The organism is Flavihumibacter fluminis (genome assembly GCF_021491375.1).
In the GTDB taxonomy this organism is placed as follows: Bacteria; Bacteroidota; Bacteroidia; order Chitinophagales; family Chitinophagaceae; genus Flavihumibacter; species Flavihumibacter fluminis.
Genome location: NZ_JAKEVY010000003.1, coordinates 781,511 through 804,020, shown reverse-complemented (window position 1 = coordinate 804,020; position 22,510 = coordinate 781,511). Strand labels below are relative to the sequence as shown.

Genomic DNA, 22,510 nt, shown 5'->3' with positions numbered 1-22,510 from the left:
AACCGTTTGCTTTATATATTTTTTATAACTATTTGTTTATGTATAAAAAAAGCCGGTTTGTACTTTACAAACCGGCTTTACATTTTTAAGAAGCAGTTATTCTCTGCTTCTTCCCATATATATAAAGATGTATTGGATCAATGTTACCAATGAGGCTATCGCCGCAACAACATAGGTCATGGCCGCCCATTTCAGCGCATCCTTTGCCTGTGGCTGCTCCTGAGCAGTAGTGATATTGGTCTGCTCCAGCCAGGCAAGGGCCCTTTTGCTGGCGTCAAACTCTACTGGCAAGGTGATTAAAGAAAACAAAGTAGTAAGACCAAAAAGTATAATACCGCCAAGCAAAAGGCTGGGGAAGGTATTAATTAGCATAATACCCGCCAATAGTACCCACTGTACCAGCATGGAACTCATTTGAACAACCGGTACCAGCTTGGATCTCATGGTTAACCAGGGATACGCTGTTGCATGCTGGATGGCATGGCCACATTCATGTGCAGCCACTGCAGCAGCTGCCACGTTCCGACCCTGGTAGATATCCGGACTTAAAGCAACCGTTTTAGTTAATGGATTATAATGGTCGCTCAGAAAACCCTGAGCCATGGTTACCTGCACGTCATATATACCATTTTCTTTTAACATACGCTGCGCGATCTCCTGTCCGGATAGCCCTGAACGCATCGGTGTTTCCGAATACTTCCGGATCTTACTCTTCAGCATGTAGGAAACCAGCAAACTGATGCCCACAAACAACAACGAAACGAACATAATGGAAGGTGTCATAAGTCAATTTTTAAGCAACAATTCTATTATCAAACCACTTTCCAATTTAACTAATTTCCTCCAAATCAGCCTTTTTTACGCGGGACTTCCGCCGTTTTGTCACCCGGGTAAAATCACCCGAATTCAACCTGACAATATTACCTATGAGAGGTTTTCGTCATTTTTAATATGTAAACATAATTTATTTATTATCAACGATTTAAATACCACCTTAAAGGTCTCGCCCACCCCGCCCCCAACCTGCAAAAGTTATTCACAGGGGCAAAAATTTATTTTGAAATGTGCCCCTTATTCGTAATTTAGTGCAAGAATTTAATGGGTTAGTAAGTAAAGGGTCAGCAGCAATGCTGGCCTTTTTACTTTCATCTAAGTTTGCATTCAAAAACATATTTCGTCTCACTTCTCACGTCTCACATTTCACCTTCATCATGGCCAAAACCAAATCAGCATTCTTCTGTCAGCAATGTGGATATGAAAGTCCCAAATGGTTAGGTAAATGTCCCGCTTGTCAACAATGGAACAGCTTCGTTGAAGAAATCAAACAAAAAGAATCAGCACCTTCCAATCCATGGCAACAAGGTTCAGCATATAAAGCAGTTGTTACAAGATTACAGGATGTTCCGGTAACCAAAGAAGCAAGATTGGTAACACCCGATACCGAATTGAATCGTGTACTCGGAGGAGGAATTGTAAATGGAAGCATTATTCTTGTTGCAGGTGAACCGGGAATCGGCAAATCAACACTCTTCTTACAATTAGGATTGCAACTCAACCAGGTGAAAGTTTTATATGTAAGTGGAGAAGAAAGCGAACAACAGGTAAGACTTCGGGCAGCAAGACTTCCCTACGAAAGTGAAAACTTCTATTTACTAACGGCAACGAATACCCAGCAAATTTTTCAGGAGATAAAACAACTCCAGCCCGACCTGGTTATCATCGATTCCATTCAGACCTTATATACCCCTACCATTGAATCTTCTCCTGGCAGTGTTTCTCAAATAAGAGAAACAGCAGCAGAATGGCAACGGTATGCAAAAGAATCCAATACACCGGTATTCCTGATCGGGCATATTACGAAAGACGGTGCAATAGCCGGACCAAAAATCCTGGAACACATGGTAGACTCTGTGTTACAATTTGAAGGCGACCGCCACTATGCCTACCGGATTCTTCGCACTCAGAAAAACCGTTTTGGAAGCACTTCCGAATTAGGCATTTATGAAATGAGCTCTGCCGGTATGAAACCAGTACTCAATCCAAGTGATATTCTGTTATCCCATACTGGTGAACAACTCAGCGGCATCGCCATCGCAGCCGCTATTGAGGGAATGCGTCCCTTCCTGATTGAAGTGCAGGCATTGGTTACACCATCCGTTTATGGCACGCCCCAACGTACTGTTTCAGGATTTGACTCGCGACGTTTACAGCTTTTATTAGCCGTATTGGAAAAAAGAGGCGGCTTTCAATTCGGCACCAAAGATGTATTTCTGAACATTGCCGGCGGATTAAAAGTAGAGGACCCGGCTATCGACCTGGCGGTATTATGTGCGCTGCTCAGTTCCTTTACCGATATCCCGATTCCATCAACCACCTGTTTTGCCGGAGAAGTTGGACTCAGTGGAGAAATTCGTTCCGTACATCGAGTAGAACAACGAATTTCTGAAGCGGAAAAACTCGGACTAGAGAAAATACTCATCTCCCGATTTGGACAAAAAGGAAACATCACCCATACTGGTAATATAGAAATAGTACCGCTGGCAAGAGTAGAAGATGTTTATCAGTTGTTATTTGGGTGATGTAACAATCCGGTGAAAACACGCTTGCAACCGAGAGCCCACCTTTGTAGCTTGGCGAATGAACTCGCCATTACTGCATGCCATCCAATCTGTTTTCTTTCCACACATCTGTGCTGCTTGCGGTACCAATCAATTACCGGAGAATGCTGGCATTTGCAGTTCCTGCCTTTTTGAACTACCCGTAACCGGATTTACTCAGTTGCCAGCCAATGAGGTAGAAAAGATTTTTTATGGCAGGCTTTCACTTGAACATGCTGCTGCTACCACCTATTTCACACACAAAAGCATCGTACAAGAAATTTTACACCAGCTAAAATATGCTTACAGAAAAGAGTTAGGACTTCAATTGGGCGCATGGATGGGCTTTCACCTTCAATCTGCAGACTGGTTTTCAAAAATAGACTGCCTCCTGCCGATGCCACTTCATCCCAAAAGAAAAGCAACAAGAGGATATAACCAGGCTGAACTGCTGGCAATCGGCATTCAACAGCAAACCGGCCTTCCCTTATATTCCGATTGCCTGGAAAGAATTACCCCAACCCGTTCCCAAACAACACAGCACCGATCCGAACGCTGGCAAAATATGCGGGAAGTTTTCCGCGTCAGTAAACCTACTGCCATCGAACAGAAACACGTATTATTAATTGATGATGTCATCACAACCGGTGCCACCCTGGAGGCCATGGGTGAAAAAATACTTCAGGTGCCCGGTACCCGACTAAGCCTGCTCTGTTTTGCTTATACCCTACCCCATTAAAATTTCCCATTTCCTGCTGCCTGCCTTATTTTTGATGGTATGGGGCGATTTCTGTGGTTGTTTATTTTCAGTATGCTTATCATATCCTGTAGCAAAGACAGCTTGCTAACCAGTTCGGATGCTCCTTTAGGTCTCAGTGCAGATAGTCTTCACTTCGATACTGTATTCACAACAGCAGGTTCAATAACCCAATCTTTTCGGATCATTAATAATAATGATCAACGCATCCGCATCAGTTCCATTCGCCTTGCAGGTTCAAACACAGGAGTATTCAGAATGAATGTGAATGGTGAACCAGGGCCATTGGTGGAAGCTGTGGAAATAGCCGCCGGCGACAGTGCACATGTTTTCGTAAACCTTCAGATTCCCGCCAATAGTGAAACACTTCCTTTCCTGGTCCGGGATAGTATTTCCATTCAATGGAACGGACAGGAAAAGTGGATCCAGCTGGATGCATACGGACAAAATGCACGTTATATCCGGAATGGAATCATCAGCAGCAATACCAGTTGGGACAATTCATTACCCTATGTTTTAATTGGTCCTTTCACCATTGAAGAAAACACCACACTTTCCATTTCCAAAGGCACCCGGATCTATGTGCATGCAGATGCTCCTATCCTCGTAAAGGGAAGCTTGCAGGCAGCAGGCGATACCGCTCAAACAGATCGGGTAGTATTCACAGGTGATCGGTTAGACCAGCCCTATGCTGGTTTCCCCGCTTCCTGGCCAGGGATTTATTTTACCAATACCAGCCATACTAACCGTTTTGCATACACGAATATCCGGAATGCCTACCAGGCTGTTGTTTTGGAAGGAAGGGAAACAGTTGGTGAATACAAATTGGAAATGGACCAGGTCATCATTGACAATGCATTTGATGCCGGACTGCTTTGCATCAACAGTTCAGTTCGGGCCAATAACCTGCTGATCAGTAATTGTGGCAAGAACCTGCAGATCGGCGGCGGCGGAAAATATAATTTTAATCATGCCACGCTTGCTGCTTATTCCAATAACCTTATTGTACACAAAGATCCGGTGGTATTAATCAGCAACTCTGTTCTGGTGAATGGCAACCCTGTGCAAGCTGCACTGGAGGCATTCTTCCGCAACAGTATAATATGGAGTGGAGGTGGTACTGTCGAAAATGAAATGGTAGCCCTTCGGGAAGGTACGCAGCCATACCTGGTCCGGTTTGAAACTGGTATCTGGAAAATGAGCCAGCCCGTGCAGCATATCGAAGTAGCTGATACCGAAACCAATCTTGATCCGCAATTTGAATTGCTGGAACCTGGATCAGGCACCTATAATTTCCGGCTGAAAGATATGTCTCCTGCTATCGATCGTGGAATCATTACCGGCACAACACTTGACCTGGATGGAAAAAAAAGACCTGTCGGGATGCCCGACCTGGGCGCTTATGAAAAACAATAATGACGGATATTTGTTAGATAACTGATAAATGTATTCTTATGCTCAAAACATTAATAATATCTATGTTGCTGATAGCTACTACAGGTATTTACGATTTTAAACTAAAGACACTTGATGGTAAACCTATGGATATGGCCCAGTTCAAAGGCAAAAAAATGCTGATCGTGAACACAGCCTCCAAATGTGGTTATACCAAGCAATATGCTGACCTCCAGGAGCTGTATGAAAAATACGGTTCAAAAGTAACGGTGGTAGGTTTTCCAGCCAACAATTTCGGTGGACAGGAACCCGGCTCCAATGAAGAGATCGCCAGTTTTTGTAAGAAAAACTTTGGGGTAAGTTTTCCGATGGCCGAAAAAGTAAGTGTGAAAGGATCCGATATCCATCCCCTGTTTAAATACCTCACCGAAGAAGCGGGTAAGATGGGAGTAAAAGAACCAATCAAATGGAATTTTACCAAGTTCCTGATTGATGAAAACGGTAAACTGCTGGCTGTATTCCCAAGCGGCGTTAAACCCACTGACGAAGCAATTACCAAGTACCTGAATTAGTATATTCGCCGAATGTTTTTCGACGATATAGTAGGCCAGGAAGAAATAAAAGATCAATTACGCGACATGGTTCAATCCAACCGATTGAGCCATGCTTTGCTTTTATTAGGGAAAGATGGTTCTGGCGGATTACCCCTGGCGCTTGCCTTTGCACAATATATAGTATGTGAGAAAGTCCAGCTGGCACTGAACCCGGTTCCGCAAGGTCCCTCCTTATTTGGTGAAGCTGAACCAGTCGAAGAGATTGTATTTCCATCCGCAGCTTGTGGTAGTTGTGCAGCCTGCACAAAAGCTACTGCACTGGTGCACCCAGACATCCATTATTCCTATCCGGTTATACCTAAAAAAAGTGGCGACAAGCCCATCAGTACGGATTATATTACCCAGTGGAGAAGTTTTATCGGTGAGCAGCCTTATGGCAGCCTTTACGACTGGCTGCAGTTCATCCAGGCTGAAAACAAACAGGGTAATATTACTTCCGAAGAATGTAATGAGATCATACGGAAGCTAAGCCTGAAAACCTTTGAAAGCAAGTATAAGATCCTTGTGATGTGGATGCCGGAAATGCTGGGCAAGGAAGGCAACAAACTGCTAAAACTGATTGAAGAGCCCCCACCGAATACACTCTTTCTGTTAGTTGCGGAAAGTGAAGCATTAATCCTGCCTACCATACTATCGCGTTGTCAGCTGGTAAGAATTCCTCCCTTGTCGGATCAGGACGTTGCCAATGCATTGATAATGAAACGAAGTGTGGATGAAAAACAGGCGCGTCAAATCGCAGCCATCACAGAAGGAAATTATCGCGAAGCGCTTGCCGAACTGAATCATGCAGGCGAAGACTGGCAATTACTGGTACGGGAGTGGCTGAATGCCATTTTGAAAAATGGGCCTGTCTCCCTGGTTAAATGGATCGAGGACATAAGCAAACAGGGAAGAGAAAAGCAAAAGCAGTTCCTTCGCTTTTTCAATCACCTGTTGCAACAGAGTATCCGGATCCGGATTTTGGGTGAAAACAGTGAATGGGCTTCCAATCTTCCTGTTGCCGAACGAGACTTCATACTACGAATTAATAAAATGGCCGACCTGGCACAACAGGAAGCTATTGTAGAGGAATTGGATAAAGCCGCCTATTATATTGAAAGAAATGCTAATGCGAAAATGCTCTTTCATGCTTTGAGCCTCCAGTTATTCCATATTCTTCGCGATCGGGCCAGGGTGGAGCCGTGGTAGTTTTCGCCTATATTTGTAAAATACAATTAATTCACATTCATTTTATTAGACATATATGGGATGCAGTAGTTGTGGAACAGGAAAACCAAATGGTTGTAAAAGCAACGGCGGATGCGCAACGGGCGGATGCAACCGGATGAATGCGTACGACTGGCTACAGAATCTTCCCTTTGCAGATCCGGAAGCGGCATGTAAAGTGGTTGAGATTTCTTTTAATAATGGCAGCAGAAAGGATTTTTTTCGCAACAATACCCTCACCGTTTTTGAAAAAGGGGAACTGGTAACAGTAGAAGGAGTAAGCGGGGTGGATGTTGGCGAAGTAAATCTGATGGGCGAGATTGTACGAATTCAAATGAAAAAACGCGGGGTAAATGAGTTTGACCCCGAGATGAAGAAAGTATTGCGCAGGGCAAATGAACGAGACCTGGAATTGCTGAAAACCAATAAGGCCCGGGAAGCCGAAGCCTTGATTCGCGCACGTGCCATTGCCCGCCAGTTAAAACTGGAAATGAAGATCAGCGAAGTAGAGATTCAGGCAGACGGACGAAAAGCTACCTTCTTTTATATAGCGGATGATCGGGTGGATTTTCGTGAGTTAATCAAAATATACGCCAGCGAGTTCAAAGTGAAAGTTGAAATGCGACAGATCGGGGCCCGCCAGGAAGCCGCAAAAGTTGGTGGAATTGGTAGCTGCGGTCGGGAACTTTGTTGCAGTACCTGGCTTACAGATTTCAAAAGTGTAAATACGACGGCAGCCCGTTACCAGAACCTGAGTATTAACCAGACCAAATTAAGCGGACAATGTGGCCGTTTGAAATGCTGTCTGAATTATGAGCTGGATACCTACCTGGATGCGCTTCAAAGTTTTCCGGATCGCGCAGATACCATTCGGGTTGCAAAAGGAACGGCAACGCTGATCAAGAAGGATATTTTCAAAAACCTGATGTGGTATACATTACCTGATAGTAACAAACAGTATCCACTGACGATAGAGCGGGTACGTAAGATTCTTTCACAGAATGCGCAGGGAATCATCCCGGATGAACTGGAAGCGGTAGATGTAACCAGTACCAAGCCCAAGGAAGTAGAGCCGGAATTTGTGGATGTAGTGGGACAAATCAGCCTGCGCAGCCTGGAGAAAAATGATCGCCGCAGAAAACAACAACAGCAGCAACAGCAACAACAAAGACAGAAGGGAGGAAATCGACCAGCTGGTCCCCAACAGCAGGGAAAAACTCCGGCAACCCAACAGGGCAGGCCGCAGCAAAATCGTCCGGCGCAGGGTGGTGGTCAGCAGTCGGGAGCAAGACCCGCAAGACCACAACAACAGGAAAGAGGCCCACGTCCACCAAGGCCGCAAGGTGGAAATCCTAAGGGACAGGGAGGTGGTAACCAGGGTGGTGGTCCAACTCAGGGAGGTGGAGCTCCAAAAGGACCCAAACCCGGTCCGAACCCTGGCGCATAAGTATACTAGTTTAATGTAGTAAAATTTTATAAACCGTTTAACGCCTCCCGGCTTAAACGGTTTTCTTTTTATGCGGTACATTTATGATAACATAAACCTTACGGAATGAAAAAACTACTGCTCTTGCTGACTGTAATTGTCACCGGTATTTCTGCTGTTGCACAACAGGTAAGCTATTCCCGATTACAGATACAACCGGAATCTCCTCGTCCAGGTAGTAACATCACCTTTAACTACCAGCCGGAATCGGCAACTTTTAAAAAGCAACCCACATTAACAGCGGCTATCTACTATTTTATCGGAAAAAGAATGGAAGCAAGTGAGCTGCAGTTGAAAAAAAACAAAACTAACTGGACAGGTAACTTTCAATTGCCAGACAGTGCCGCTGCATTTTTTGTAAAAATTGTTGCAGGAAAAGAAACGGATAATAATGATAAGAAGGGCTATGCCTTTTTTGTGATGGATGATTCAGGTGAACCGATAAAGGAATCCTATTACAGCATGTGGAATTTTTATCGGGGAAGTGGAGAAAGAATGGGCTTTGAACCCGACGAGAAAAAGGCTGATTATTATTTCAATAAATACTATGATCAGGGCTTACCCAAAGATGCCAGTTTTAATGAAACCATTACATATTATCAACAAAAAAAAGACAGTACTGCATTGATCAATTATCTGGCAGATTTACCTTCTGATCCAAACATAATAGAAGATGATTTATTCCAGGCTCCTTTTTTTGCTGACCGGTATGGCAATAAGCCATTGAGTAAATTATTGACAGCCTATTTAAAGTTGAAATATCCGGATGGTTCCTGGAAAGTGCGAGAATTATATCCCAGGTTCAATGCTGAAAAAACCGCCGCTGGAAAAGCCGCCTTGCTTGACAGTTTTAAAAATTCCATAAAAGGAGCGCCGCAGGAATGGCAAAAAAACGTAATTACCAATATTGAATCCAATATTGCAGTAATGCATGGCAGGGAAGGAAATCTTTCCAAAGCACGGGAAATAGTAGAAACTAACCAGAAAGGAATTAATCTGGCATCAATGCTGAACAGCATTGCATGGAATGCTGCCGAAAAAGGGGCAAATCTTGAGGAGGCTGCTAAAATATCCAAACAATCATTAGAGGTTTTAGACCTGGAGAAAAAGGCATTGAGTAACAAACCCAGCTATAACACCCGAACAGATTACCTGAAAGAATTGGATGAAGCAGAAGGAATGTTTTCAGACACGTACGCCTACATACTATATCAACAGGGGAACTATAAGGAAGGCTTTAAATATATGCAGCGTTCCATTGATTTAGTTGGTACCGGATCTTCTGAATATAATGAACGGTATGCCTTATTGTTGGAAAAAGAAAAAGGTGCTGCCAAAGCCCTTGATTTTCTGGAAAAGTCTGTTATTAAAGGGGCCTACTCGAGTGGTATGAAGAAACAGCTGGAAACACTGTACACTGCCTCCAAAAAGAAACAGCCATTTGATCAATACTTCGACGGCCTCACTCAACAAATGAAAGAGAATAAAATGAAGGAATTGAGGGCGTCTATCCTGAATGAACCAGCTCCTGATTTTAAATTAAAAGATCTGAATGGTGGAGAAGTGAGCCTGGCTTCCCTGAAAGGAAAAGTTGTAGTAGTTGATTTCTGGGCAACCTGGTGTGGTCCCTGCATAGCCTCCTTCCCTGCCATGTATACCGCACAACAAAAACATGCTAAAAACCCGGATGTAGTTTTTCTTTTTGTTAATACCTGGGAGCAGGCAGAAGACAAAAAGAAAAATGTTGAGGAATTCTTTAAGGGCAAACCCTATTCCTTTACCCAACATGCGCTGGATACTGAGGATAAAATGGTAAGTAGTTTCAAAGTAGATGGTATCCCAACCAAATTCATCCTGGATAAAAATGGTAAAGTACGTTTTAAATCAGTTGGATATGGAGGAAATGAATCACAAACAGTAGATGAAATTTCTGCCATGATTCAGCTTGCTGAAGAAGCTAGCAGTGCTTCAAACTGATAACAATCTTCACATATTGAGCAATATTTTCCCCAGGGCTATACTACCTTAGCCCTGTTTTTTTATGTTTTTCGAAAAAAATCAAGCCTTTATTAAACGGAATGATTCTTGGTCTATAACGGGCATGTATAAGTTATTTTTAACAGGCTCATTAGCAGCATTAATCACAGGCTTCACCGCCTGTTCACCAAGGCCAGTTGGGAACTGGAATGTACAACGATTTGAAGTAATCAAACAGGGAGAATCCGGTCTAATTATTAGTAATGTGGGTTCGATGGAATTCAACCGAAATGGAACAGGTGAAAAGGATATACAATATTCTATTCTTGGCATCACCAAATTCGATAACCAGCCTTTTGAATGGGTGCGTCACGGCAATACTGTAACTATTAGTGGCAACAATACCGATTTTGCCAAAAGCTGGATCATTGTGCGCGACAAACGCCACTTTCAGCAATGGAAATCTACTGACGGTGCCAACACCATCCAGATCATTGAACTGGCACGTTGAATCAGTTTCGGTAATTGAGGGCGGGCGGGCGATCTCCTAACAATGGAATGTATCGAAAGCCTGGACCACGGGCAGCATCGAACTCCGCTTTGGCCTTACTCAATTGCTCCGGTTGGTGCAACAGGTCCAGTAAGGTCATCGCCATAGTCTTCGCGGCCACCATCATTCCTTTGATTCCGATTTCCGTTCCCCCACAGGCAACCGCCTGCCAACTATGGGCTGGTGTACCCGGAACCCAGGTGGCGGCACGTAAGCCCACCGTTGGTACCGTATAACTTACATCGCCCACATCCGTTGAGCCGGTGGTTTTTCCGGTATTAATCTGGATGGGCTTTACCGTTCCTGCTGTTTCAATCGGATCAGTTTTAAATCCCAGGCCATCCTGTATTTTACTGGCAAACTCCTTTTCAGAACTAGTGTAAGTAACCCCTCCTACTTTAACAAGGTTCGCCTGCATGATTTCCGCAAGCTGGTTATTGAGCAACAAATCATATGTTCCCCCAATAATCTCAAAATCAGTTCGGGTTTCAGTTCCAATTGCAGCCCCTTCAGCTGCTTTTTGAATGCGTTCAAACAACTGCATAACAATTTCCCTGTTTGGATGCCGTACATAATAGTACACTTCAGCAAAATCAGGTACCACGTTCGGAGCCTTCCCACCCTGTGTAATTACGTAATGGATTTTCGCATCGAATGGAATGTGTTCCCGCATCATGTTCACCATATGATTCATTGCCTCTACTGCATCCAAAGCGGATCTTCCTTTATCTGGTGCTGCCGCTGCATGTGCAGCAGTTCCATAAAACCGAAACTTGGCTGATTTATTAGCCAGTGCACCATCCGCCCAGGTAGTATTTTCATCAGCCGGATGCCAGTGCAATACCCCATCCACTCCATCAAATAACCCGGCCCGAACCATATATACTTTTCCGGAACCTCCTTCTTCCGCCGGTGTTCCATAAACTTTAATCGTACCCTTCCATCCCTGGGCCTGAAGTTGTTCTTTCACTGCGATGGCAGCCGCTACAGAGGCGGTCCCAAATAAATGATGCCCGCATCCATGTCCGTTTGCCTGTCCGGCTATCGGATTTTTTTCAGCAACTGCCTGTTGCGATAAGCCCGGTAATGCATCAAATTCAGCTAATATTCCCAATACCGGCGATCCTGAACCATAGGTGGCAACAAATGCAGTTGGAATGCCGGCCACCCCTGCTTCTACGCTGAACCCACTGTTCTTCAATGTCTCCTGTAATAAGGCGGAACTTTTTACTTCTTTATAACCTAACTCTGCATAGTCCCATATCTTAAATGCAATATCTTTATAAAGATTATAACGTTCCTGTATAACCGAAGAAGTCTGTGTTTTCCATTTATCCAATTCCTTCACCGTGGGTTTCTTTTGCGCAAACAATACAGCGGGTATCAACAAACTACCAATCAGGAAACCTTTCTTCATATCGAACTAATTTTAAATCTGTTTGTACAAGTTAGGCTATTTATGAAAAAATCATTGTTGCTGATTTTACTGGTTTTGGGTGGATGGCTGATCCTCGCACAAAGTTGTTTCACATTCAGAACTGCTGATTCAAAAGCGATCAGCAGCTTTCAAAAAGATGGCATCCCGTTGAAAACAGCTACTATAAATGAGGAGGGCTTTCCGCTGCATTATGTGCAAACAGGAAATGATAGCCTGCCCACACTCGTTTTCATTCATGGAACACCGGGAAGCTGGAATGCTTTTGACCGTTATTTAAAAGATAGTACACTGAGAGCGCACTACCGCCTGATCAGTATTGATCGCCCGGGTTTCGGATACAGTAATTTCGGAAAAGCGCTGAACCTGCCGGACCAATCGCGGATAATCGGACCTGTACTTGAATCACTTAAAAATAAGGAGGCCTTCTGGCTTGTGGGACATAGCCTGGGTGGACCGATGATCCTGCAATTGGCCCTGGATTATCCACAACTGGCAACCGGGTTGGTAATTATTTCCGGAAGCATAGATCCGGCTGCTGAGAAACCGGAAAGATGGCGGTATGTGATGGATAAAACACCACTCAAGCTTTTTTTACCCGGTGCATTCAGGCCTTCTAATACGGAACTGATCTATCTGAAAAAGGACCTGAAACAGATGGAGCCGGCATTAAGTGCTATTAACCTGCCGGTTTATTTTATACACGGACGAACCGATAGTTGGGTACCACCTGTCAATGTTGAGTTCGGTTTGAAGAAACTGATCAATGCCCCCAAACTGGACACGCTTTGGCTGGATGGTGGACATTTTATTCCCTGGACTGAATTCCAACCCATCCGAAAAAAATTACTTGAGCGGAAGCCATAAAAAAACCGGGACTAAGCCCGGCTTTCTATAGTGTTGATTGGTTTTACCATCCATCTCCATCCAGAACGTTTCCAAGTCCGCCCAGGATACCACCCTCTTCTTTTCTCCGGGGTCCCCCATATTGCATGATGCGGCTGGCAAGGCGGCTGATTGGCAGGGTTTGAATCCATACCTTACCTGGTCCGCGAAGCGTTGCAAAAAACAATCCTTCACCACCAAAAATGGTATTCCGGATTCCTCCTACAAACTGGATATCAAAGTCGATTGTTTGTGTGTAAGCAACCACGCAACCAGTGTCCAGTTTCAAGGTTTCTCCGGGCTGGAGTTCACGCTCAAAAACATGGCCACCTGCATGCACAAAGGCCATACCATCTCCTTCCAGTTTCTGCATGATGAAACCTTCACCACCAAAAATACCGGTACCCAGTTTGCGTTGTAATGCGATTCCCACGCTCACACCCTTTGCAGCACAGAGAAAAGCATCTTTCTGACAGATCACCCTTCCTCCCAACTGCATCAGATCCAGTGGAATGATTTTACCGGGATAAGGTGATGCAAAACTTACTCTCTTTTTTCCATGCGCCATATTGGTAAAGGTTGTCATGAACAAACTTTCACCTGTTAACACGCGTTTACCTGCACTCACCAGCTTACCCAGAAAACCACCGGTTTGCTGTTTGGAACCATCGCCAAAAATAGTGGCCATTTGAACGCCATCGTCCATCATCATAAAACTTCCGCTTTCAGCAACGGCCGTTTCATTGGGGTCCAGCTCTACTTCAACGTATTGCATTTCTTCCCCATAAATCCTGTAGTCAATTTCGTGATTACTTCTCATGGAATAAAATTACTAAGTTTTAGAACCAACTGCCAACAAATGCTTTGTAGGCAGGATCAGATTCATTGCCTTTGATCTTGCGTTTTCTTCTGGCAACACTAATCCTATGTTTCAACATAGTGTAGAGTACCATTGGAATAAAGAACAAAGTCAATGGTGGAATTCCCATGATAGAGACCCATTTTCCTCCGAATTGGTTGCGCATGGGCCTTTTCAATCTTTCAGACATCAGGTACATGGCAGGTACTACAACCAGGGTCATGAAGAAGGCAACTGTCAATCCAAAAATGATTGTCCAGCTCAGTGGCTTCCAGAATACTGCGTTGTCCCCACCAAGGAAAATTTTCGGATCCAGTTCTGCGAACAGAGTAATAAAGTTGATATTAAATCCAACTGCCAGCGGAATCAGCGCCAGAATCGCAGCCAATGCAGTCAGCAATACTGGAATGATCCGGGTTTTACCAGCCTGGATAACGGCTTCCCGGGTTTTCATGCCACGTGCCCTCAATTCATCCGCAAATTCGATCACAAGGATTCCATTCTTCACCACAATACCTGCAAGTCCCACAATACCAATACCTGTCATCACCACACTCACTTCCATTTTGGTAATTCCAAAACCAAGTAATACTCCGATTACACTGAATACAATTTCCGTAAGAATAATAACCGGTTTACTGATGGAATTAAACTGCAATACCAGGATGAACAAAATCAGCATCAATGCAATAAAAAGTGCTTTTATAAGGAATGCTCCTGTTTCTGCCTGTTGTTCCCCTTCACCTGTTTGACGGATGGTAACTCCCTCTGCAGTGAGATTGAAATTATCAATATGATCTTTAATGCGCTGATTCACTTCCGTTGGTGTGAAACCGGACAATACATTTGAGCGCAACGTGATAACCCGCTTCTGGTTTTTGCGCTTAACACTTCCCAGTGTACTGGTGAAATCAACATCTACCAGTGAGCTGATTGGAATTCGCTTAATCGCGCCTCCGCTGGCAAAATCACGGAAAACAATATTCATATTGAGCAGATCCACGAGGTTTTGGCGCTGCACTGCGGTATTTCGCAGTTGAATTTTGTATTCATCTTCCCCATCTTTTATCTTGGAGATCTCGCGACCGAACAGCGCTGTTCTGATCTGCATACCGATCTGGGCCGAAGAAACGCCTTCCCTCAATGCACGCTCACGGTTAATAGTAAGCGAAATTTCAGGATTGTTCAAATCGATATCCATTTTCAACTCTTCCACACCGGAAACCTGTATGGAATCGAGGTAGTTTTTGAGAGCAACAGCAGATTTCGTGAGATTGTCAAAATCTTCACTGGCGATTTCTATATTAACAGGTGGTTCGGTAGGCGGACCGCTTTGTTCCTGGTCAACACTCAGCTCTGCTCCGGGAATACCTTTTACAACTGCCCGTATGGAATCGAGTATGGGTTTGGTGGATTCACCATGGCGTTTTTCAAACTCCACAAAAGAAACCTGAATTCTTCCAAGCTCGGGACGTGTGCTACGATCACCACTCATTGGATCACTGGCACCTACCGCCACATTGGAGATTACTGATTCTACAATCGGGTTTTGCTTTTTACCTCCATCCATATCCAACACTTTATACACCCGTTGCTCCAGTTGTCTTGTAATTGAGTCGGTGTATTGAACGGAAGTTCCTACAGGTAATTTCAGGTATACATAAACGAAGTTGGGATCTCCGGAAGGAAAGAATACAACAGGTACTTTACGAAGACCAAAGAATACAAATGAAAAAATGAGTAATCCAATTGTACCGAGAAGAATTTTTACAGGCCTCCATCCATGGAGCGACCAGCGCAGCAAACTTTCATAGTGCGACATGATCCAGGGTAGTGCACGATTCTGGAAGTTATGAATGGTTCTATCCAGGACAAAAACATTCAGAATGGCCAGCACCACAAAGAACAATAGCAAATTACCCCAGAAGAAATACCAGTTAATCGCTCCCGGTAATGCCTGACCGAAACTGGTACCTGCTGTAATCAGCAATACACCCAGGATAACAGCGATCCAGAATCCTTTCTTTTTAAAAATGGAAGTTTTATTGCCATCTCCTTCATCGTGGTTCATAAAATCCACTGCAAATACCGGGTTCATGATAAAAGCGACCACCAGAGAAGCCGATAAGGTAAAGATCAGCATGGTAGGAAGATAGATCATGAACTTACCGATAATACCCGGCCAGAATAAAAGCGGAACGAAAGGAGCCAGCGTGGTGAGGGTTCCTGCCAATACAGGAATGAATACCTCGCCTGCTGCCATCATTGCTGATTTCTCTGAATTGATTTTGCCCTTACCCTCCATAAAGATCCGGTGGGTGTTTTCAATAACAACGATGGCATCGTCTACAATAATTCCGAGTCCGAACAGCAGGGCAAAAAGCACAATAAAGTTCAGGGTAACATTTCCCCCAACAATCAGTTCAGCGGCCGGTAAGAAGAGGAAGGCAACGAACATACTAAGTGGTACACTTAATGCTACAAAGAAGGCATTGACAACCCCCATAAAAAACATCAGAATGATGAGTACCAGGATAAATCCGATCACAATGGAGTTTACGAGGTCGTTGAAGGAAACGCGGGTAGCCTTACTCTGATCACCCGTAATTACCAGGTTCAGTTCACGAGGAAACTCTGTTGCTTTCAACTCATCCACCACTCTTTTCACTTCATCAGATGTTTCAATCAGGTTTTCACCGGAACGTTTGATGATGTTAAGCGTAATTACTTTTTTGCCATTTAAACGGGCATAACTCTCCGTGTCTTTGATAGTGTCTTTAATAGTAGCGATATCCTTAAGATAAATGGGTGCACCACTGGTATTGCGTAGTATCACTTTCTCAATATCAAAGGCTGTTTTGAACTGACCTTTCAGTTGCAGGTTTCTTTTCATGTTGCCCACTTCCAGCAAACCACCTGAAATATCCAGGTTTTCCCGGGCAACGGCATTGGCGATATCATCAAACGTGATATTGGCTGCTTCCATCCGGTTATTGTCCACATTGATCTGGAATTCCCGCTCAGGAGCACCTACCAGATCAACCCGGTTGATTTGTGGCAATTCTTCGAGCTTATCCTGTAATTCATCCGCATAACTTTTGAGTCGCTGCAAATCAAAATCACCACTTACGTTCACATACATGATTGGCTGTTCGGAGAAGCTAACCTCCAGTACCGAAGGTTCTTCCGTAAGATCAGTAGGCAGATCTTTTTTTGCCTTATCCACCGCATCCTTCACTTTCTGCAGGGCCACATCTGTTTTTACATCCGTATCAAATTCCACGATGATGGCACTAAAATCCTGCTGTGAGGTACTGGTGGTTTTTTTGATTTTAGCACCGGTAATCCCTTTGATTTGTTTCTCAATGGGACGGGTAACCAGGTTTTCGATATCCTTGGGTGAGTTTCCTACATATACAGTTTGTACATAAATTGTAGGAATCACAATATCCGGGAACTGCTCCTTGGGCAGTGTCACAAACTGGAATACTCCAATAATACTCACGAAGATCATCAGGAGATAAATCGACGTTTTATTTTTGATACTCCAGGTAGTAGGTCCAAATTGTTTGAACTTCTCCTTCATATTTTCAAGCGCACTCATTTTATTAGTTTACTCGTTTGCAATTAGTTGTACTCACCATTCACTATTCACCATTCACCGTGAATGGTGAATAGTGAATGGTGAATGTCAATGGCTTTGAAATCATAGGGAAGTTGTTATCAACTGCCCATCATAGAGCCCCTGAAATCCTTCAATGATCAGGATATCACCGGCCTGCAGTCCCTTGTGGATTTCCAGTTCATTGCCATAGAGTTCGCCTGTTTCAACCGGACGTTTTTTGGCTCTGAGTTTACCATTTTCGTTCACTGCTACAAGTACGAATTTGCCTTTTTCATCATTTTGCAGAGTATTCACAGGAATGGTAATAGCATCATTCACCGTATAATCTTCGATCCGGATATTGGCTATCTGATTAGGACGTATCTGTTTGTCAGTCGGCATTTTGGATTCGATGTAGAAAGAACGACTGTTTGGATCGATCAGCTTTCCTGATACACTCACTTTTGTATTGAATGTTTTGCTGATATCGGGCAGTATTACTTTTACCGGGCTTCCCACTTTAACTCTTTCCAGGTAATTTTCCGGAACTTGTGCAACTGCCTTCAATTCACTGGTATTTACAATACGGATACCATTCATTGGAGAACCGGTAAAGGTTTCACCAACCTTGATATTTACTTCATCCGCAATCCCACTCACCTGGGCATATACGTTTGTCATCGCCAATTGCTCTTCCAGAATACCTATCTGGCGTTCCGCCTGGTCTACATTGTTTTTGGCGGTGATCAGCTGAACTTCGGTACCGATATTCTGATCCCAGAGATTTTTCTGCCGGGAGTACAGGTTTCTAGCATAGTCCAGTTGTGTTTTGGCCGTTTCCAGTTGCTGATGGATCACTGCATCATCCAGTTTCAACAGCAGTTTTCCTTTTGAAACAACATCACCCTGTTTCACATAGATAGCACGTACCTGTCCGCCCATTCCACGTGGAGTTACATAGGAAATATTCTGGGCCTCAATTTTACCCTGCAGGTCAATATAGTGAGTAAAAGGTGCTGACGATAAGGGAGTGGTAACAACCAGTTTTGGCTTTTCAGGGGGAATGGCAGTGGAATCCAATAACAGGATTTCTTTTTCCAGTTCAGCAATCCTTGTTTCTGTGGTCACTTTCGTTTCTTTCAAAGAAGCTAGTTCTGCTTTTTTCTTCTCCAGCAGGCTGCCACCACATGCTACCAAAAGCAAGAGGGAAGAAGACAAGAGTAGTTGTTGTATACCGGTTTGCATATAAATCGATTTAGATGGATTCAGTTGATTAATAAATTTTTCCAATTGCCGTCAGATAATCTACTTTGGCTAAAGCAGCTTCATATAAAGCTGTGAACAGGTTGGTTTGAGCAGTTCTTAATTCCGTTTGTGCTGCATTTATTTCGGTATTCGAGCCAAGGCCCTGTTCGTATTTCTTTTTAGTCTGATCATACACCCGCTCTGCCAATTCCACATTTTCCATTTGTGCGTCTACAGCCAGCACGGATGCACGGTATCGGTTCCTGGCACTGGCTACATCGTTTTCAATGGAAAGCTTGAGCAGTTCCATATCATACTCTGTCTTTCTCACTGCTGACCTTGCCTGTTCTAATAAGGCACGGCGACGGTTGCCATCAAAAATGGGAACATTGATGCGAAGCCCGAGGGTGCTTTGCTGGAACCAGCGTCCACCAGATTTGAAGAAATCGAATTCGTTTCGCTGAGCGTTGGTGAAATAATTCCCAAATACGCTGACGGTTGGGAGGGCCATCAGTTTATATCGTTTGACATTATAATCATTCAGTTCTTTACCGATCTGTAATAACTGAAATTCACGGCGATCATTAACCGAATAGGCAGAATCCAGTAAATTTTCCTTGATCAGATCATCGCTGAGTTTATCTGTTAGCACAAGGCTGTCGGTCAGGGGCATACCCAGCAACATTTTCAGTCCTAAGTAACCGTTATTGATTTGGGTTTTAAGTTTCAGGCTATCGGTACGCAGGTTGGTAAGGGTAACATTGACCTTGTCTACATCCAATTGTTCTGCAAATCCATTTTTATAGATCTCACGGGTATCATGGTAGAGCTTTTCAAAGCGTTCTATATTATCATGAAAAAGCTCCAGTTGCTGTTCACCGATCAATAACTGGTAGTAAACTTTATGAACATTGACAGCGATGGAAACTTCGGTGATCTCTGCATTTTTGCGGGCGAATTCCATAGCTGCATTCCGTGCCTGCAATCCTACGAATACCTGTCCGTCGAACAGGATCTGGTTGAGCTCAGCACCTGTGGTGGATGAGTACTGTACACCAAATTGTACCGGAATAAAAGTGCCGGGTGCTCCACCAAAAAATTCTCCGGGAACCAGGCTGACCGGCAGTTTGATATTATCAATTAGATTAAAAGAACCATTCACCTGGGGCAGGGCGCTGGCAGTAACTTCGCGGTTTACCTGTTGCTGGATACGAATATCTTCCAGCACTTTTTTTACCTGGTAACTGTGCTGTTTGGCATAGGCAACTGCTTCCTGGATGCTTAAGGCTTCTGTTTTTCTTCCTTCCTGTGCGTAGCTGTCCAAAGAGCTGCTTATCAGTATAAGTAGTAATCCAACTGATAAGAACCTCCACAACGTTTGCTTGTTCATTGTTAACTGATTTAGATCTTTTTCTTTTTTTGCTGATACTCCAGAACCAACCGATACCCTTCCAGTGTGACGATACCAAACAGATAATGTTCAATAATCTGCTGCTCAACATCGGCAAGGGTTAATTTGTTCCCGCTGTAAAACACGGGATCCAATGGCATAAGCATGCTTTCAATACGGAATCGGGCGATGATGTCGACATTCAGTTCCTGACGGTAGAGTTGTTCCTGAATGCCTCTGATCAGATTGTCTCGAATGGTATTGTAGATGAAATCGTTTTTGTGTTGCAGAAATTTTTCATAGGCTTTAGGATGATATTTTTTCAGATCCAGTATCACGGAGGGGTTCATATTCCGAAACATCTCTTCCACCATTTCCATCGCTTTAAACATTTCATCGATGGCATTTTCTGCACTGAACTTATCGATATCACATCGGTCCCTTGATTCACAGATTTTACATTGAATCACTTCCAGCACCAGTTCTTCCTTATCGGCAAAATACTGGTAGATCGTTTTTTTGCTGATCCCCATTTCACTGGCGATATCATCCATACTCACGCTCCGGATGCCGTATTTCATAAATAAATCACGGCTCCGGATAAGAATGCGGTCCCTTGTTTCCTGTTCACTCATAATCGGGCACAAAACTATGGAAACTTTAAATGTAACAAAAGTTTCCATCACATTATTTTACCATTCGTCCAGAAATTGAGTGTTCCACCGTCCTTCAACACTCCCTTGGCGAATGCCATCCGCCAAAAGCGGAGTAGCGCCACGCCCTACGAAGTCGGGTTAAAATACCGGCAGGGTGCCTGCCCGCATTTTAGTAGGTTTGCACCAGGAACTGAACTATGGACAATCAACCGATTCGAACCGATGGCTGGCGTTGGAAAAAAATTTTCCAGTATTTCTTACAAGGATTACTGGTTACTGCTCCTGTAGTAATTACGGGTTATTTGGTTTATTGGTTTGTTTCTTCGGTGGATAACCTGCTTCCCATCTTCCAGGAAGAAACACCCGAGGGCGGACTATCCACCCGGAATTATGGCTTAGGGTTTATCATCATTATTGTGGCGCTGATAGTTATCGGGTACCTGAGTTCCAACTTTATCACCAGCAGACTCTTCAGTTTTTTCGACCAGTTCCTGGAGAAAGCTCCAGGCATCAAATTCATTTATTCATCCATCAAGGATTTCTTCGAGGCATTTGCAGGTAACAAACGTAAATTCAATAAACCGGTGGCGGTATCTCTGCATCAGCCCGATGTATTCCAGATCGGGTTTATAACAGATGAGGATGCCAGCGAATTCGGATTCTCTGATTATATCACGGTATACATTCCATTTTCTTACTCCTTTGCAGGACAAACCTATCTCGTTCCCAGGAGCAGGGTGCGTCCATTGGATCATATCAAACCAGCTGATGCCATGAAATATGTGGTATCGGGAGGAATCGCCGAACCCGACCAGGAACCTACCCCTCCCCGCGAGTAGGAAATTGTTGGATATGCGAACTATATGTTTACTGGCAGCAGTTCTTCTGCTGTATAACCCCGTTTATTGCTGGGGTTTCTTTGCACATGAAAAAATCAATGGGTATGCGGTTTATCTGCTGCCTCCGGAAATGCTGGTATTCTACAAGCCATCACAGGCTTTCCTGCAAACCCATGCAACCGATCCGGATAAACGTCGATATGTGGTAAAAGCAGAAGGGCCAAGACATTTCATCGACCTGGACCAATATGGCCAATACCCATTTACCGAATTACCCCGAAAATGGGAAGATGCCCGTAAAAAATTCGGGGAGGACAGCCTGCAACAGCATGGCATTCTTCCCTGGCGTATTTTACAAGTGCTCGGTATGCTGACCAGTGCTTTCAGGGGAAAGAATACCGCTTCGATCCTGAAGCTTTCTGCTGATCTCGGGCATTATATCGGAGATGCGCATGTGCCCCTGCATACCAGTTCCAATCACAATGGCCAGAAAACCAACCAGCATGGCATTCATGGCTTCTGGGAAAGCCGGCTACCTGAATTGCTGGCGGATCAGGAATGGGATTTCTTTCTGGAAAAAGCCAGTTATATCCCACAGCCAGCGGAAAGAACCTGGCAGATCATCCTGGAAAGTGCAGCCGCTGTGGATTCGGTGCTGGAGCTGGAAGCGATACTGAGTAAAACCATTCCACCCGATCAGAAATTTGCCTTTGAGTGGCGCAAGCAAACCCTGGTGAGACAGTATTCAAGCGAGTTCAGCAGGCTGTATAACCAGGCCCTGAAAGGAATGGTAGAACGCCGGATGCGACAATCAGTGCAGGCAGTAGCAGATTATTGGTACACGGCCTGGGTAAATGCGGGACAGCCATCCCTGCAACAATTGGTTACAAACAAAACCCAACCGAATGCAGAGCCAGGACTTGACAGCCTGAGTATTTTATGGAGAAGCCAACCTATCAAGGGTAAATCCTGCGACTAAGGGCAAGGAGAATTGACATTTTTTAAGGAACTTGCG

18 protein-coding genes are annotated in these 22,510 nt (G+C 44.1%); 11 read left to right on the top strand and 7 right to left on the bottom strand.

From position 1 onward, the window contains the following. Positions 1 to 96: 96 nt before the first annotated feature. Positions 97 to 783 carry a zinc metallopeptidase gene (locus L0U88_RS14705; protein ID WP_234866835.1) on the bottom strand — a complete coding sequence of 229 codons (687 nt, stop codon included), beginning with the start codon at positions 781 to 783 and terminating at the stop codon, positions 97 to 99. A 428-nt stretch (positions 784 to 1,211) separates the two neighbouring features. Between L0U88_RS14705 and radA the strand changes: the two genes are divergently transcribed. The 8 genes from radA to L0U88_RS14665 all read left to right on the top strand — a co-directional run bounded on the left by radA (position 1,212) and on the right by L0U88_RS14665 (position 10,543). After that, the gene (gene radA, locus L0U88_RS14700) at positions 1,212 to 2,579 is read left to right on the top strand and encodes a DNA repair protein RadA (RefSeq protein WP_234866834.1); all 1,368 of its coding nucleotides are present in this window, start codon (positions 1,212 to 1,214) and stop codon (positions 2,577 to 2,579) included. A gap of 58 nt (positions 2,580 to 2,637) precedes the next feature. Beyond that, positions 2,638 to 3,336, top strand: coding sequence for a ComF family protein (locus L0U88_RS14695; RefSeq protein ID WP_234866833.1), 699 nt, complete (start codon positions 2,638 to 2,640; stop codon positions 3,334 to 3,336). Between the two features lie 39 nt (positions 3,337 to 3,375). Beyond that, on the top strand, positions 3,376 to 4,770 hold the full coding sequence (locus L0U88_RS14690; protein WP_234866832.1) for a choice-of-anchor Q domain-containing protein: 1,395 nt from the start codon (positions 3,376 to 3,378) through the stop codon (positions 4,768 to 4,770). 38 nt (positions 4,771 to 4,808) lie between these two features. Next, complete coding sequence (locus tag L0U88_RS14685) at positions 4,809 to 5,321, top strand: glutathione peroxidase (RefSeq protein ID WP_234866831.1); 513 nt, start codon at positions 4,809 to 4,811, stop codon at positions 5,319 to 5,321. A gap of 12 nt (positions 5,322 to 5,333) precedes the next feature. Further along, positions 5,334 to 6,551, top strand: coding sequence for a DNA polymerase III subunit (locus L0U88_RS14680; RefSeq protein ID WP_234866830.1), 1,218 nt, complete (start codon positions 5,334 to 5,336; stop codon positions 6,549 to 6,551). Positions 6,552 to 6,606: 55 nt separating this feature from the next. After that, positions 6,607 to 8,016, top strand: a complete 1,410-nt coding sequence (ricT, locus tag L0U88_RS14675) for a regulatory iron-sulfur-containing complex subunit RicT (protein ID WP_234866829.1) — start codon at positions 6,607 to 6,609, stop codon at positions 8,014 to 8,016. 105 nt (positions 8,017 to 8,121) lie between these two features. Next, entirely contained in the window at positions 8,122 to 10,032 is a 1,911-nt protein-coding gene (locus L0U88_RS14670) for a redoxin family protein (RefSeq protein ID WP_234866828.1), read from the top strand. 124 nt (positions 10,033 to 10,156) lie between these two features. Beyond that, positions 10,157 to 10,543, top strand: a complete 387-nt coding sequence (locus tag L0U88_RS14665; protein ID WP_234866827.1) for a hypothetical protein — start codon at positions 10,157 to 10,159, stop codon at positions 10,541 to 10,543. Position 10,544: 1 nt separating this feature from the next. On the opposite strand, the gene L0U88_RS14660 is transcribed toward L0U88_RS14665, so the two are convergent. Continuing rightward, positions 10,545 to 11,999, bottom strand: a complete 1,455-nt coding sequence (locus L0U88_RS14660; protein ID WP_234866826.1) for an amidohydrolase — start codon at positions 11,997 to 11,999, stop codon at positions 10,545 to 10,547. 42 nt (positions 12,000 to 12,041) lie between these two features. Between L0U88_RS14660 and L0U88_RS14655 the strand changes: the two genes are divergently transcribed. Then, complete coding sequence (locus L0U88_RS14655; RefSeq protein WP_234866825.1) at positions 12,042 to 12,884, top strand: alpha/beta fold hydrolase; 843 nt, start codon at positions 12,042 to 12,044, stop codon at positions 12,882 to 12,884. A 43-nt stretch (positions 12,885 to 12,927) separates the two neighbouring features. Here the strand turns inward: L0U88_RS14655 and L0U88_RS14650 are convergent, their stop codons facing one another. The 5 genes from L0U88_RS14650 to L0U88_RS14630 form a co-directional block, all read right to left on the bottom strand. Further along, entirely contained in the window at positions 12,928 to 13,722 is a 795-nt protein-coding gene (locus tag L0U88_RS14650) for a TIGR00266 family protein (protein WP_234866824.1), read from the bottom strand. 19 nt (positions 13,723 to 13,741) lie between these two features. Then, the gene (locus L0U88_RS14645) at positions 13,742 to 17,365 is read right to left on the bottom strand and encodes an efflux RND transporter permease subunit (RefSeq protein ID WP_234866823.1); all 3,624 of its coding nucleotides are present in this window, start codon (positions 17,363 to 17,365) and stop codon (positions 13,742 to 13,744) included. A gap of 102 nt (positions 17,366 to 17,467) precedes the next feature. Beyond that, complete coding sequence (locus L0U88_RS14640) at positions 17,468 to 18,610, bottom strand: efflux RND transporter periplasmic adaptor subunit (RefSeq protein ID WP_234866822.1); 1,143 nt, start codon at positions 18,608 to 18,610, stop codon at positions 17,468 to 17,470. A gap of 28 nt (positions 18,611 to 18,638) precedes the next feature. After that, the gene (locus tag L0U88_RS14635; protein WP_234866821.1) at positions 18,639 to 20,000 is read right to left on the bottom strand and encodes a TolC family protein; all 1,362 of its coding nucleotides are present in this window, start codon (positions 19,998 to 20,000) and stop codon (positions 18,639 to 18,641) included. An 11-nt stretch (positions 20,001 to 20,011) separates the two neighbouring features. Beyond that, positions 20,012 to 20,683, bottom strand: coding sequence for a TetR/AcrR family transcriptional regulator (locus L0U88_RS14630; RefSeq protein WP_234866820.1), 672 nt, complete (start codon positions 20,681 to 20,683; stop codon positions 20,012 to 20,014). Positions 20,684 to 20,853: 170 nt separating this feature from the next. Between L0U88_RS14630 and L0U88_RS14625 the strand changes: the two genes are divergently transcribed. Together L0U88_RS14625 and L0U88_RS14620 are read left to right on the top strand one after the other, a co-directional pair. Beyond that, on the top strand, positions 20,854 to 21,495 hold the full coding sequence (locus L0U88_RS14625; RefSeq protein ID WP_234866819.1) for a DUF502 domain-containing protein: 642 nt from the start codon (positions 20,854 to 20,856) through the stop codon (positions 21,493 to 21,495). Positions 21,496 to 21,508: 13 nt separating this feature from the next. Further along, positions 21,509 to 22,474 carry a zinc dependent phospholipase C family protein gene (locus tag L0U88_RS14620; protein WP_234866818.1) on the top strand — a complete coding sequence of 322 codons (966 nt, stop codon included), beginning with the start codon at positions 21,509 to 21,511 and terminating at the stop codon, positions 22,472 to 22,474. The last annotated feature ends 36 nt before the right edge of the window (positions 22,475 to 22,510 follow it).